Here is a 13508-nt window from a genome sequence, read left to right on the forward strand (position 1 = left end):
GGAGGCGTGGAGAAAGCGGCATTGATCATCTTCCCCGGCGCCGAACGGGCCGTCGCCGATACCGCTGGCGCCCTCAAAAACTTCCCTGGCTGACGCGACTTCTTCCCGCGTCCTCGTTATATCTTCCCTGCAAGACCCCGCCAACTTCCCCCGCTTGGTGCGCAGGCCTTTGTTAAAAAGGGATTACCCCCGTGTTCTTCGGCGCCCATAATGTCGCCATTATCACCGCAAACGAAGGTCGCACAGATGAAAGACGCCGCCATGAGCAAGCATGCTTCCGCCCGGGCGCAGCAGCGCGCCATCCCGCCTTTAATCGTGGATTGGCTGTTCGCCTACGGAGCCAGCCGAGCCGACCACAGCGGGGCAGAGATCCTCTATTTCGATCACGCCGCGCGGCGGCGCATCGGCAGGACGGTTGGACAGCAGATCGTCGATCGTCTCGGGGCGCTGCTCGATACCTATGCCGTAGTCAGCCCCGAAGGCACCGTGATCACCGTCGGACACCGCCTCAAGCGCCTCGCGCGCGCCTAGAGGAACCCGCATGAACCATATCCCGCAAAATGACGAGCAGAAGGCCACTGACCTCACGCGGAAACTCATCGAGCGGATTCAGGAGGAGAGCAAGATCTGGGTCGGCGAGGGCCGCGATGCCTGGACCGCGCTCTCCCGGCTGGGCGGGGCCGCGCTCGCCAGCGGCGATGCCGAGATCATTGCCACTCAGCTCGCCGCCGAGTTTCCGGCCTTCAGAGCGCGAATCAAACAGCAGGGAAAGTCCCTGGGCGACTTTTGCCTGAAGGCCGGACTCGGGCAGCACGGTCAGTATTCCAAGGAACTGCACCGCATGTTGCTGCCGCCGGGAAAGCGCGCGCAGGACGTCGGGCTAAGGCGCGCAGCTAGCAAGTACCAGCGTTTGATCCGGGCGATGGCGTCAGTCACCAACGAGAGCACCTCGGCGCTAGCCAACCGCTTGCTTGCCGGGACGACGCTCCATCCGGCGAACGCGGCGATCCGCGAGGATGTGGATCGGGTCTATCTCATGCTGCAGCATGCTGTCGATAGCGTGGACGCCGAGTTTGGCTTGTTCGCGACGTTTCAGGAGACGGCACGGCTGAAGGCACAGCATGCGGCCGAAGACGGCGAGTGTCGCTGGCCGCAATGGGAGGCGAGTTTCCGCACCTCCACGGCCCATTTTTTAAGGATCGAGCTAGGACTGATCGGGGAAGACGATCCCGACGCACATGCACAAGCCATTCAGGAGAAACTGGCGAAGGTGGCGCAGGAACGTCAAGCGGCCATGGACGTCACCCGCGCGTATTGGGAACGACCGGTCAGCCGTCTAGAGAAGGAATTCGATAGCTGGCGTGTTATCACCGAGACCGGCTGTACGGCGCCCGGATGCCTGCAGGACGACGAGTTCTTTTATGTGCCGCACAGCCATCTCGGTTATTGCCCGGACCTGGACACGAGCACCGATGAATCAGCTGCAACACGCGAAATATGGCTGCCGAAGCTACGTGAGAAAACATTGAGCGAATACGCGCAATACGGTAGCGACATCATCGACGGGTGGAATGAGGAGAAGTTGTGCCCGGAGGGCCAGACGACCAGTTTGCCGCACACCTTCGGCCAGTGGCACGCCTGGATCGTGATCTACCCGGCGCCGGACAATAGCCGGCTGATGCCAATGTTCTACATTCCGGGAGAAGAAGGCGGTGCCATCCTAGTGCCGCTCGATCCGATCACGCTCAAGGCGCTGCGCCGCATCGTCTGGGTGAGCCCGCAAGGGGAGGTGTTGAGCTTTTATGAGCGCATCAAGAGCCTGATTGGCTTCCGTCCGGGCGAACAGCAGGTGCTGTTAGACAGTTTCCGGCGGACGGCCCCCTGGCTCAAACACAACCCGATCAAAAAGCTAATCCGTCGACAGGCCCAAGAGCGGGAATGGATGGAGGCCTACTACAGCCGAGCGATCCTACCAGCGAGGACGCCGGCGAAGCACGCAGCAACCGGAGCAAAGCTCCCTGAAACCAATCCGCAGGACGACCGGGAGGACGACGAATGAACGGTGTGAAGCGCTATCTGCGTCTGCGTTACGCGAACGAAACGGCATTGGAGGAGATGCTCAAGGCGGGTACCGTCAGCTGCCGCGACGCCGACTTCGCGCTCACGGCACGTCCCGGCGATGGGGTTGTGCTGGCCAATTTTGACGAAGCCCCGCAAGCCGGCGAGGTCCGGGCGATCGGGATCGTGAGTCCCGCCGTGAGCGCGGACGGGGCGATACCGGTGCGCTGGCACAGAACCAGTTTCAGCCTCCACCCGAGCCCGCAGGGCCTGTGCTTCTGGCGCCAGGCCAAACCGTTCTTCGTGTTCGCCAAGGATGTGGTGGAACGGTATCGGTTGCCCGCGATCTTTGGCAAGGCGTTCGCGGAGATCCCGACAGCGTGCCCGGTCTCAGCGTCCGAGGAGAGGTCCGAAAACCCGCCGGGGTCATTCGGCAAAGCAAGTGATGCCGCCGGGTACGTGTATCTGATCCGCTCGTTGTATGGCTACAAGATCGGCAAGACGAAGCGGATGAAGGAACGGGCGCGGCTATTTTCGGTGAAGCTGCCGTTCGATTTTGAGATCGCGCATTATGCATGGTGCGCCGATTACCACAGGGCGGAAACGATACTGCATCGGCGTTATGGTCACAAGCGGCTAAATGGAGAATGGTTCAGTCTTGATCACGCGGACGTCGAAGAGATCAAGCGGTTCACCTGGCCTGAGCGCTCTGCGTAGCCGCAAGCTGGCCGTACTCAAGAGGTGGTACTCCTCGCGCTGGAGGCTGCGGCTACTAGGTGATGCTCCGGTCGAATTGGAAATCGGGCTCGTGTTGTGCGAGGACTTCCCAGTCTGGCACCGGCTGAGCACAGCCTCCTCTCAGGCATTAGGAGCGTGGGCTGGCGCCTTGGGGGGCGGACGTGGCGGCTCACCGATGTGGTCGAGCATCCGCGAGAGGGGTGCTGCATTAGCGGGGATGCGTATGTCTCCTTTTGAGTCGTAACGGGCCTATCGGAAGCGCGACCACCGGCGCCGTGAAAGCGCGTTTACCGGACGCTCAGGTGGGATGGGCCAGTGACCGGATCTGGCCGGCAGAAATTCGGACCACCCTCAGCACAGCCCTCAATCCCCGAGTCCGCCAACCCCCAACCACCGCACAAGACCATCACGATAGGGTTGGTCGAACCTTCCATAGTAGTCAAACCCGTCCGCATCAGAGCCGCCCAAGTGGGTTCCGATGAGCCGTTGCGCGCTGTTGTAGAGCCCGGAGCCACTGCTGCCGGGTGCGGTACCTCCGTCGCCACGATCCACGCAGACGAAGTGTACGGCATCCGGGTCGTAATCGTCCCCACAGTAGTCCACTTCCTCGCAGTTCATGTATTCGCTGACCACGGCGCGGGTGCGCTGCTGGCGTCCCGCGGCGGGATGGTGGACGCCGAAGACCTCGGTGCCCTTCGCTGGCAAGGTCGGTTGCCAGCCGATGAACACGGCCCCTGCCGGCGGCGGATGACGGAGCCGGAGAAGCGCGGTGTCCGTCGACTTCGCGTGGTACAGGACGTCGGCACCGCATGAGACGGTGGCGTAGCTAGCCAGGTCTCCTCCGCACGTCTCGCTGCGGACAAACCAGAGGCTCTCGATGCTCGCGGCGACGACCTGGTCGGGGAAGCAATGGTGTGCGGTCAGCACGTAAGGGATGAACGTCTGCGGGTCAGTATCGTTGAGCAGCGTGCCGGTGCAGGCCCCGGTCGACCCGTCGGGGTGCGTGTATAGGAGCAGTGTCGTCGCGCGGCTCGGGGCATCCCATTGCTCCGCGCACGCTGGATTGGTGCTTTTGTCCCAGGCCGCGGGTCGGTTCGCGCTCCGTTCGAGGAAAGGCAGGCGGAAGAAGTGAGACACGTGGACGAGCTCGAAGCGGGCGTCTTCCGGCTCGACACCAGCAGGCAGCTCAAGCTGAAGGACCAGCGTGTCACCGAGGACGAGGGGCAACCAGAACAGCCGTGCCGCCTCGTCTTCGCTGCCGGCATCGCGGTTGCGGCGGACGCTCGCCTCGATCTCGGCGCCGGAGCTCGGAGGACCGAACGCCTGACCTGGCGCGGCGACGCGGAGCAACATTCCATCAGGTACCTGCTCTGGCCGTACGGCCAGCCTGAGGCCGACGGCGCCGGGCGAGGTCAGATGCCACTCGAGCGCATACCCGCCCGCGGACGTTGGCGACCATGGGCGGTGCTGGAGCGACAGGGACACGTGCCGCTGGCTGCGTAAGTCCCTGCCAAGGCCAAGCCGCAGCGGACCATCGCCGGATTGCATGTGCTCCTGCTCGCGACGTTCGTCGGACGACAGCGGCGGAAGTACGAGGCGGATTGTCGCGGACGCGGGGACCTGCGGCGCCGGCAGGCTCGGCATCGGCACAGTCGGCATGACGGCGGGGCCGATGCCGGCGGCCTCTGGGGCGTCGTGCACAGGAAAAGGATCTCTGTGCGACGTAGCGCTACTCTGCTCCCGACAGATGCTGTTTGCCCAGTTTGAGTATCCCTTCGAGCATTGGGAGCATTTCTCCGGCTTCTTCCTCGTTGAGATGAATCGCCAACGTGTGCTCGCCCATTTCTTTAAAATCTCTGATTGAGAGAAGCTTATCCCGCAGATCCGAAGCTTCCTTAGGGTCTTCAAAGTATCCCAAATAGACTTGAAACGTCGGCACGCCTGATCCGTCCTCGGCAGCTGGCCAGCCATAGAACAAGCTCACGAGCTGACCTTCGGCCATCGGGAGCCGAAGACTGAAGGATTTAGGATTCCATGACAGCTGATACCCCTCGAACGGCGCTTGCTTGAACAGCCCGGCGAAGAACTCCGCCGCTTTTGGGAGGCATCGTGCTAAGAACTCTTCCTGTGTCAGCTTCCGGTAGGAGCGGGCCGCGGCCGGTTTCTGCTGCTTGGCGAACCCGGTTTGCCCAATGACGCGGGGAACCAGCGCCCGGACGCTTTTGCCCTCGTACTGTCGCACCTCAACGCCTAGCACCTCGACAAGAGGCATGTGCTCGTTGAGGAACTCGATGATGCGCCGAAGCTCCGTTGGAATGTGGTCGGCGACAAAGAGCAGCCGGACCTCGCCGTTTCGCAAATGTCGCTCCACGGCGTCCCAGTAGGCTTCCGTGTCGATTTGCTCACCATTGACCTCGTCAGCGCCGAGGAACTCCTGAAGCTTGATCTCCAGCTGATCTGTGCCACCGCTCGCCTCGGCCGCCAACGCGCGGATCTTGTCCTTCGGCCAATAGGTCCGCGCGTTCGCCGCGTAATCGAGCACCTGGCCGACGACCTCGCGGCGGATGCGGGTGTCCGAGCTCCGCTTGACCCCGTCAACCTGCGCTCGCAGCCGCTCGGCTGGGGCGCATGTCGTTCGATTGCTGGCTGATCACCCAGAGTTGCTTGACGTCGCCCTCCGCGATAGCGGTCCGTCACGCCTCAGACCCCACCGAACGTCACCAGGTCCGGCCCGAGCTCGCGCCGCGACAACCAGGCCTCGACCTGCGGTAGGCAGCTCGTCACCCGGAGCGCGAGCCGCTCGTACTGGTCCCGATCGTCACCGAAGCCCGCAAAGCGGAACCCCGCGAAGGTGTCCTCCGGTGGCGTGTTGCGCGCCTGAAGCCGCGCACGGTCCTGGACCGGCAGATACGCGACATCGAGCTTCTCCTCGGGGATGATAGGTCCCCATGTCGTTGCCAGCGGCCCGCGCGGGCGTCGGCCGAATTCGAGGATGAAGCTGCCGCCATACTTCCAATACTGGATCGACAGCAGGTCTTGGGAGTCTTCCCGCAGCCGCATGAAGCGAGGGGACCGCCCGACGAAACCGGCCGCGGCGAGTGCGGGGATCAGGTGCCGGCGCAGCGCCTTGCGCATGAGATCGCCTTCTCGGGACATGCAGGATGGGTCTCCGCGGTCGATATGTTGATGACACCAGGGTTTCGAGCCTATTGTGCACATGACGAGACGTGGATGCGCTAACCGTGCTGGGAACTGGTGTTACCGAAGATCGACGCTGACCTGGTTGGGCGGCCTGCCGCGGGATTGACGCGAAATGTCCTTTAAGGAATTCCTCAGTGCCGTCGCGATCACGCTGACGTTCGTGGCCTTCTATCCGTATCTGCGCGGCATCCTCCAGGGACAGGTCAAGCCCCATGTGTTCTCCTGGGTCATTTGGGGGAGCACGACCCTTGTGGTCTTCCTCGCTCAGCTCCAGGCCGGTGGAGGAGCCGGCGCCTGGCCGATCGGGGTGTCGGGTGCCATCACGCTGCTGATCGCCGTCCTGGCCTACTTCAGGCGGGCCGATCTCAGGATCACGAGAGCCGACTGGTTCTTCCTGATCGCCGCGACCTCGTCTCTTCCCCTCTGGTATGCGACCTCCGATCCCACCTGGGCCGTGGTCGTGCTCACCCTGGTCGACTTGCTGGGCTTTGGGCCAACGGTCAGGAAGGTCTATGCAGCGCCCCATTCCGAATCCCTGGCATTCTTCGGTCTCCTCGCGGCGCGCAATGGCCTCGTGGTCATGGCGCTGGAGAGCTATTCCGTTGCCACGGTCTTGTTTCCGGCCGCCATTTCCGCAGCGTGCCTGCTGCTCGTGTGCCTGATCCTCTATCGCAGAAGGCTCTTGTCGGCAACCTCTCGTTGACAGGTCGCGTGACTCACATCCCGGTCGCATCGCGAAACTGCTCGAACCGCTCCGCCAGAAACTCCGGGTTCGGCCGGTCTTGAGCATGTCGCGGCCACCTGATCTGTTGCCCGTTGAAACCCTTGATCGATTGTTCCAGCGTCGGTCCGTCGTGTTGCTCGAGCACGGCCGGGGCCACGACCACCCGCCCGTCGGGATCGATACCGAGGAGGTTCCGGTCGTAGGCGCTGTGATGCAACGTCGACAGACAGAGCCCATTGTTGACCTCGGGGCGCCCGCGCACGTCGCGGTCCGGGATGATGTGCGCCGCCTCCAGCAGGTCCGGGATCGGGAGCCCCGAGATCGCGCAGCGCCGGTCGTAGGCATCCAGCACCAGCGCCCGGAACTCCCCCTGGTGCAGCCGGGCCGGGCGGTGAATCCCCCGGGCCTTGCCGGCGAGGACGAGCCGCTCCCCCTCGAACCCCGCGCGGATCGCCTCCCAGGGCACCGCGCCGCCATGCGCTTGCAGCAGGTGTCGGCACCGGGCGAAGGCGGCGACGCGGATCTCGCTATCCCGTTCGCTCACGATATCCTGACTCGTCTCGTGCGGACCTGGCGTGGACCGCATCTCGATCGCCGAATCCTAGATTAAACCCGGATGGTTGCCTAGCGCCGTGTCGGACTTCAGGGTGGGCAGTCTTGCCGTTCGGCCCTTGCGCGGCTGCTTCCGCTGGTGAGATGGTCCTGGTTGACTCACGGCAGCACGGCGAAAAGATGGGGATTTCCAGCAGGGTGTGGCACACTGGTGCCGTCTCCTTGTCGTCGTAAACACGTGACGCTCCGAACGGGTGCTGTCGACCCAGCGCCCCGAGGGAGGCCCCCCTCTCCCTCATGAAAAATGACCCTTTAAGGGGGAGAACACATCAGGGAAGATGACCGTGCTCACCGGCGAAGAAGGGACGCGACCGAGGGCGATGCCGAGTCCTGTCCACTCTATCCCGACCTGATCCGACCTCCGACACCCATGTCCCTACTCAAGCGAAACAACACCAAACAGAAGAAGATCTCCGCCACCTTCCTGGCGTTTGTGACCCCCACCCTCGATCCGATGGGCCTGTCGCCGGCAGACCCCGAAAGCGAGACCCTGATAAGGGTCTGCTCGGCGACCTGGAATGCCGTGGTCTTCGCCGATTTCGTCGGCAGGACCGATCTCCTCGACGCCTTGCTTGATCCGGCACGTTCGAGCCCAGCCTCGGTGATCCTCCTCAAGACATTGGTCGAGCGCAAACGATCGCGCCGCTTCGCCGCTGACGACCGGTTGATCGGCGACTACAAGATCAGATCCGTCGATGGCGAGATTCGACTCTGGGTCGAAGCGCGCGATCCTTACCCCGAGGACCAGACGGCATTCTGACGGACATCGGATGTGGTTCGCCGGTCGACGCGCCCGTCTGCTACGGTTTGGGCAAGCGCCCCGGCACACGCTCCGCGATCTGCTTCGCCAGGTCCAGGCGATCGCCGCTGTAGCGCCCCAGGGTGGTCAGGATGACCTGGTACGGTCCGGCGAACAGCGTCAGCTGTCCGGTGGCCGCGTCCCAGCCGGCGGGTCCGGCCAGTCCTTCGACCGATGCGGGAGCGGCCAGCTCGCCGAGTTCCCGGCGCAGCTCGGCCACGTAGTCCGTGTAGGCTTGCGCCGGGTCGGCGGCACCATGGGCCTTCACCAGGAACCCCACGCTGAGCATCGGCGCCTCGGTGTGGGCATTGTCGTAGTGGCACATCGAGACCCAGAAAGGCCCGCGGCCCACCGATTTGGGAGTGGGCGCGCCGACCGCCGCCGCAAACACCTCCTCGATGTCCGCCTGGGTCAGCAGCGCGCAGGCGTCGACGGGCTGGGCTGCGGGAGGCTCGGCGTGCGCCGCGCCGGAGGGCGCGAACAGCGTCCCGGCGAGCAGGGACAGGAAGAGCAGCCGGAATCCGGCCATCAGGGAGCGTGGTCGATCGGAGACGGGGAGCATGGGCTGTTGCCTCGTGGTCAGATGGTTCGATGGCCGGTTCACGCCCGCCGGTCGCGGTGGTGGCCGTGCCGAGCGGCGAGCCGGTGATGATCAGCTCGACCGCGGGCACCGGCCGGCTGGGCACGCTCCCGATCGAGCAGCACCCCGTAGGCATCGAGCGGGAAACCGTCGTACTGGCGGCGCAGCGATGCGAGGTCAGTCAGCGGGGCATCCGGCATCATCGGGTGATCACGCACGGATCGGGTTTCTGGCATGCGCACACGTCCTCCCGTCGTCGTGACGGCTTGCTGCCAACACTGTTCCAGTCATCCTGCGACAGTTGTCCAGTCGACGCCACTCCAACCCTCGGGATGATCCACCCAGCTCGATCCACCGACCGGCAGCCCGACGACCGCTGTGGCAGACTGTCCAACCGGACTTCCAATCGACACCCGTACTCATGCCGCTTGCGACGACCCCGTGCCCCTGTGGCGGTCCACGCCCGTTCGACCGTTGCTGCGGTCCAGCCCTGGACGCTGGGATCCCACCGCCGACCGCCGAGGCCCTGATGCGCTCGCGTTATGTGGCCTACACCCTGGATAGGGCCGACTACCTCCTCGCGACCTGGCATCCGCGCACGCGACCCCATCGTCTGGATCTGGACCGCGCACCGGTGCAGTGGCTCGGATTGAAGATCCGACGGGTCGAGGCGGGAGCACCGCAGGACCACGAGGGCATCGTCGAGTTCGTCGCCCGCTACAAGATCGGCGGGCGCGCCCATCGCCTCCAGGAGACCAGTCGTTTCCTCCAGGAAGACGGGCGCTGGTTTTATCTAGAGGCCATCCCGCCGGGCTGAGGCATGGTCTCAGCGCAGGCTCCTCGGCGACCCGCTCAGCTCGGTGCCCGAGCCAGGCCGATCGGCGACCAGCCTGTCCAAGGCATCCCAGCAGCTCCCACTGTTCCGAGATCCTGGAAAGGTACCCCTTGAATCTTTGGCGCCCCGTTGATCTGGTCACTCGCAAGGCACTACGCCGAGAGTTGGCTTCTCATATCGAGCGCGAGGCGATTCGTGTCTGAGCCTACCGGTAGCAAACGACAGTGGGGCTTCTACTTGGACGACATGGTGGCATTTGCAGAGTACGACGAGGCGGCGCAATTCGCGACCGGCTTCATGCAAATCAACGCATGTCGGACATCTTGGTTTGTGGCGACAGGGACTCGCTGGCATCGCGCGCGGATAGCCAGACTCACCCGACGAGACAGGACGTTGTGCTTGCGGGCCAGAAGACATTGGTGTGTGAGGCCTTTTGTTCCCGACGCGGCTGAATCACCTAACGGGGAACCCCGGCTTGATGCCTCACTGCGCCATGTCAAGGCGGGTCTCAAACTTTGTTGGAACGGGGAAGCGTGCTCGAAGCGCCAGCGGCCGAAAGGCCAAGCTGTCAGGCAACCTGGTGAGCGGTCGGTGAGGGCTGTCGCAAAAGGCGTCTTGCAGATGTCACCGAGCGCGCTGGTAGACCCAGGAGCGCTATTTCGCATGGTGACTCAAACTAAGCGTGGCTTGGTTGAATGATCGTAAGATATTGATTTTATGGAGCCGATGGGCGGATTCGAACCGCCGACCTACTGATTACGAATCAGTTGCTCTACCGACTGAGCTACATCGGCCGTCAAGCCGACGATTATACGCAACACCGATTAGTTAGCTCAATACGCTCGCTCGGCATTCTGCTGGTCTTTTCCAGAACCGATCTTCGGACGAGTGCTTTAGGGCTGCTGGCCATTCGCCCGAACGGCCAGACCGCCGTTGGCGCGGGCAGGGCGGGGACTGCGCCTGAGCGCGCGTCGAGCGACTGGCTGTGAAGACCACCGCTGACCTGGCGACCAGGATCGGGTCACGAAGCTGCGTGGTCCCGATCGACCAGTTCGCGTGGGAGCGGAAACACCACCTCTTCGCGGACGCCATCCTGTTCGGTCACGGCGGTGCCTCCCCATTCCTCGAGCCGCGCGATGACCTGTTTGACCAGGATCTCCGGGGCCGAGGCGCCGGCCGTGATCCCGACACGCGGTGCGCCGACGAGCCACTCGCGACGGATATCGGCGGGGCCATCGATCAGGTAGGCCGGACGGCCATGCCGTTCCGCGAGTTCCCGAAGCCGATTCGAGTTGGAGCTGTTCGGCGAACCCACGACCAGGATCAGGTCGCACTGGGCCGCGAGTTCGCGGACCGCATCCTGCCGATTCTGGGTCGCGTAACAGATGTCGCTCTTCTTCGGACCCTGGATCGCTGGAAAGCGTTCGCGGAGCGCCGCGATCAGGTCCGCCGCGTCGTCGACGGACAGCGTCGTCTGGGTGACATAGGCGACCTGCTGCGGGTCGCGGACCTGAAGGGTGGGGACATCGGCCGCGCTTTCGACCAGGTGGATCACGCCGTCCCCCGGACACTGACCCAGGGTTCCCTCGACCTCCGGGTGCCCGCGGTGGCCGATCAGGACCACATCGGCGCCCTGGCGACAGTGTCGGACGACCTCGAGATGGACCTTGGTCACGAGCGGACAAGTGGCATCGAAGACGCGCAGCCCCCGGTCCGCGGCGGCCTGGCGCACGGCCTCGGAGACCCCGTGGGCGCTGAAGATCAAGGTCGCCCCATCGGGCACATCGGCCAGATCTTCGATGAAGATGGCGCCGCGGCGGCGCAGGCCGTCGACGACGAAACGATTGTGGACGACCTCGTGCCGGACATAGATGGGTGGGCCGTAGCGTTCGAGCACCCGCTCGACGATCGCGATGGCCCGCTCGACACCGGCACAGAAGCCCCGTGGATTGGCGACCAGGATATTCATGACTGCGGAGGATAGAGGATCCGGCCGCCGGCGGACAAGGTGCGATTCATGCGGTTTTCAGCGCCCTACAACGAGCTCGGCACGCGCCGACGCATTGCCGGGGGGTGGCCAGCCGACGCAGAATGTGCGCTTGCCGGCGAGCGGGACGTGATTCCCGCGCGTCGAAACCTTGTGATCGAGAGCATGAGCCATGCACGAAGCGGCCAAGGCCCCGCAGGTGGGTTTCGTCAGTTTGGGCTGTCCCAAGGCGACCGTCGATGCCGAACGGATCCTGACCCGACTGCGGGCCGAGGGTTACGGGATCTCGCCGACCTATGCCGAGGCCGACCTGGTCATCGTCAACACCTGTGGCTTCATCGACGCGGCGGTCGAGGAGTCCCTGGACGCGATCGGCGAGGCCGTGGCCGAGCAGGGCCGGGTCATAGTGACCGGATGCCTCGGGGCGCGCGCCGATCTGGTCCGAGCGGCCTACCCGCAAGTGTTGGCCGTGACCGGCCCGCACGCGGACGCCGAGGTCATGGCGGTCGTGCGCGAGCACCTGCCCGCACCGCACGACCCCTTCCTGGACCTGGTGCCGCCGCAGGGGATCAGGCTGACACCGGCGCACTATGCCTATCTGAAGATCGCCGAGGGCTGCGACCATCGCTGCCGTTTCTGCATCATCCCGAGCCTGCGCGGTGATCTGGTCAGCCGGCCGATCGGCGAGGTGCTCGACGAGGCGCACCGGCTCGTCGCCGCCGGCGTCCGCGAACTGCTGATTATCGCGCAGGACACCGGTGCCTACGGATCCGATCGGCGTCATGCACCGGATTTCTGGGGTGGTCGCCCGCTGCGGACCGATTTGCTGACGTTGGTCCGGACGCTTGGCGAATTGCCAGCGTGGATCCGACTGCACTACCTCTACCCCTACCCTCAGGTCGACGAGCTGGTCGCGCTGATGGCGGACGATGTGCTTCTGCCCTATCTCGACATGCCACTTCAGCACGGCAGCCCGGCGATCCTGCGCGCGATGCGCCGCCCGGCGGCGACCGAGGCCGTGCTCGAGCGTCTTGCGCGCTGGCGGGGGCGCTGCCCCGAGCTGGCGGTGCGTAGCACCTTCATCGTCGGTTTTCCCGGTGAGACGGAGCGGGACTTCGAGACCTTGCTCGACTTCCTGCGCAGCGCCCAGCTGGATCGCGTTGGCGCCTTTGCGTACTCACCGGTCGCCGGGGCCACGGCCAATGCCTTGCCCGATCCGGTGCCGGAGGAGGTCAAGCAGGAACGGCTCACCGCACTGATGGCGGTGCAGGCCGAGATCAGCCGCGCGAAGCTCGCGGCCCGCGTCGGTCGGCGGGTGACGGTGCTGATCGACGAGGTCGAAGCCGAGCAGGCCATCGCCCGTGGTCCGGGCGAAGCACCCGAGATCGACGGCGTCATCTTGATACCTGGGGACTGGGATCTGGCCCCAGGCGACTTCATCGAGGTCGAGATCACCGGATCCGACGAGCACGACCTGTGGGCCGAGCCTGTCGTCGATTGATGAGCCGGGGCAGCCCGGCTGCCGCGCGGCCCTGGAGAACCCGAGGCGGGTCGACAGGACACCCCCTCGGGGCGAGATGCCGAGAGCCTTATTCGCCCGACCGTCAGAAGGCCGCGCCGGGTTCCTTGCCCAGTCGTTTCAGAATCACCGCGAGCGGACAAAAGCCGGTGAACGCGGACTGGAACAGGTTTGCGCCAACGAAGGCCGTGAACCAAAGCCAGTAGGGGCTGTGCAGCTGCGACAGCAGCAGCGAGATCAGGATGAAGGACCCGGCGACGGCCAGGACGATGCGTTCGATGGTCATTGCAGATTCCCCTAGACTTGACGTTGAGCGCACTTGTCGGTGCGTTGGACCGAGGCAGGCGAGATTACTGGAGCCGGTTGGAGGGGGCAACCCTTGACCTGATACAGGTGTCTGGGATGATGAGGGGTAAGGTCAGCCGGACCGCGATTCCATTCGGCATTAGGTGTTC

At 64.5% G+C, this 13508-nt stretch carries 15 protein-coding genes and 1 tRNA gene; 7 read left to right on the plus strand and 9 right to left on the minus strand.

Annotated elements, in window-relative coordinates; translation table 11 throughout:
- The first annotated feature begins 246 nt into the window (after positions 1-246).
- From ABC977_RS02325 to ABC977_RS02335, 3 genes are read left to right on the plus strand one after another with little or no spacing between them, the layout of a single operon-like run.
- Positions 247-531 carry a hypothetical protein gene (locus ABC977_RS02325; protein ID WP_369665623.1) on the plus strand — a complete coding sequence of 95 codons (285 nt, stop codon included), beginning with the start codon at positions 247-249 and terminating at the stop codon, positions 529-531.
- 10 nt (positions 532-541) lie between these two features.
- Positions 542-2059 carry a hypothetical protein gene (locus ABC977_RS02330; RefSeq protein ID WP_369665624.1) on the plus strand — a complete coding sequence of 506 codons (1518 nt, stop codon included), beginning with the start codon at positions 542-544 and terminating at the stop codon, positions 2057-2059.
- Positions 2056-2775 carry a GIY-YIG nuclease family protein gene (locus tag ABC977_RS02335; protein ID WP_369665625.1) on the plus strand — a complete coding sequence of 240 codons (720 nt, stop codon included), beginning with the start codon at positions 2056-2058 and terminating at the stop codon, positions 2773-2775. Before ABC977_RS02330 ends, ABC977_RS02335 begins: the two co-directional genes overlap by 4 nt.
- Positions 2776-3159: 384 nt before the next feature.
- Here the strand turns inward: ABC977_RS02335 and ABC977_RS02340 are convergent, their stop codons facing one another.
- The 3 genes from ABC977_RS02340 to ABC977_RS02350 all read right to left on the minus strand — a co-directional run bounded on the left by ABC977_RS02340 (position 3160) and on the right by ABC977_RS02350 (position 5952).
- Positions 3160-4455 (minus strand): trypsin-like serine peptidase, encoded by a 1296-nt coding sequence (locus ABC977_RS02340; protein WP_501040248.1) that lies wholly within the window; start codon positions 4453-4455, stop codon positions 3160-3162.
- Between the two features lie 70 nt (positions 4456-4525).
- Positions 4526-5338, minus strand: a complete 813-nt coding sequence (locus ABC977_RS02345; protein ID WP_369665627.1) for a hypothetical protein — start codon at positions 5336-5338, stop codon at positions 4526-4528.
- A gap of 158 nt (positions 5339-5496) precedes the next feature.
- Entirely contained in the window at positions 5497-5952 is a 456-nt protein-coding gene (locus ABC977_RS02350; protein ID WP_369665628.1) for a hypothetical protein, read from the minus strand.
- A gap of 157 nt (positions 5953-6109) precedes the next feature.
- On the opposite strand from ABC977_RS02350, the gene ABC977_RS02355 reads away from it, so the two are divergent.
- Positions 6110-6700: a hypothetical protein gene (locus tag ABC977_RS02355; RefSeq protein WP_369665629.1), complete on the plus strand. Its 591-nt coding sequence runs from the start codon at positions 6110-6112 to the stop codon at positions 6698-6700.
- 13 nt (positions 6701-6713) lie between these two features.
- Here ABC977_RS02355 and ABC977_RS02360 read toward each other — a convergent pair whose 3' ends face one another.
- Positions 6714-7265 carry an HNH endonuclease gene (locus ABC977_RS02360; protein ID WP_369665630.1) on the minus strand — a complete coding sequence of 184 codons (552 nt, stop codon included), beginning with the start codon at positions 7263-7265 and terminating at the stop codon, positions 6714-6716.
- 438 nt (positions 7266-7703) lie between these two features.
- Between ABC977_RS02360 and ABC977_RS02365 the strand changes: the two genes are divergently transcribed.
- Positions 7704-8093, plus strand: coding sequence for a hypothetical protein (locus tag ABC977_RS02365; RefSeq protein ID WP_369665631.1), 390 nt, complete (start codon positions 7704-7706; stop codon positions 8091-8093).
- A 40-nt stretch (positions 8094-8133) separates the two neighbouring features.
- Here ABC977_RS02365 and ABC977_RS02370 read toward each other — a convergent pair whose 3' ends face one another.
- Both ABC977_RS02370 and ABC977_RS02375 read right to left on the minus strand, forming a co-directional pair.
- A complete protein-coding gene (locus ABC977_RS02370; protein ID WP_369665632.1) occupies positions 8134-8694 on the minus strand; it encodes a hypothetical protein in 561 nt (186 codons plus the stop codon).
- A 38-nt stretch (positions 8695-8732) separates the two neighbouring features.
- Positions 8733-8948: a hypothetical protein gene (locus ABC977_RS02375; RefSeq protein WP_369665633.1), complete on the minus strand. Its 216-nt coding sequence runs from the start codon at positions 8946-8948 to the stop codon at positions 8733-8735.
- 185 nt (positions 8949-9133) lie between these two features.
- Here ABC977_RS02375 and ABC977_RS02380 point away from each other — a divergent pair, with 185 nt between their 5' ends.
- A complete protein-coding gene (locus tag ABC977_RS02380; RefSeq protein WP_369665634.1) occupies positions 9134-9529 on the plus strand; it encodes a YchJ family protein in 396 nt (131 codons plus the stop codon).
- A gap of 736 nt (positions 9530-10265) precedes the next feature.
- Here the strand turns inward: ABC977_RS02380 and ABC977_RS02385 are convergent.
- Both ABC977_RS02385 and ispH read right to left on the minus strand, forming a co-directional pair.
- A tRNA-Thr gene (locus tag ABC977_RS02385) sits at positions 10266-10341 on the minus strand.
- A gap of 227 nt (positions 10342-10568) precedes the next feature.
- Positions 10569-11516, minus strand: coding sequence for a 4-hydroxy-3-methylbut-2-enyl diphosphate reductase (gene ispH, locus ABC977_RS02390; protein ID WP_369665635.1), 948 nt, complete (start codon positions 11514-11516; stop codon positions 10569-10571).
- A gap of 190 nt (positions 11517-11706) precedes the next feature.
- Between ispH and rimO the strand changes: the two genes are divergently transcribed.
- Entirely contained in the window at positions 11707-13035 is a 1329-nt protein-coding gene (gene rimO, locus ABC977_RS02395) for a 30S ribosomal protein S12 methylthiotransferase RimO (protein WP_369665636.1), read from the plus strand.
- 103 nt (positions 13036-13138) lie between these two features.
- Here the strand turns inward: rimO and ABC977_RS02400 are convergent, their stop codons facing one another.
- Positions 13139-13339 carry a YgaP family membrane protein gene (locus tag ABC977_RS02400; RefSeq protein ID WP_369665637.1) on the minus strand — a complete coding sequence of 67 codons (201 nt, stop codon included), beginning with the start codon at positions 13337-13339 and terminating at the stop codon, positions 13139-13141.
- Between the last annotated feature and the right edge of the window lie 169 nt (positions 13340-13508).

Source organism: Thioalkalicoccus limnaeus, assembly GCF_041197575.1.
Taxonomy (GTDB): domain Bacteria; phylum Pseudomonadota; class Gammaproteobacteria; order Chromatiales; family Chromatiaceae; genus Thioalkalicoccus; species Thioalkalicoccus limnaeus.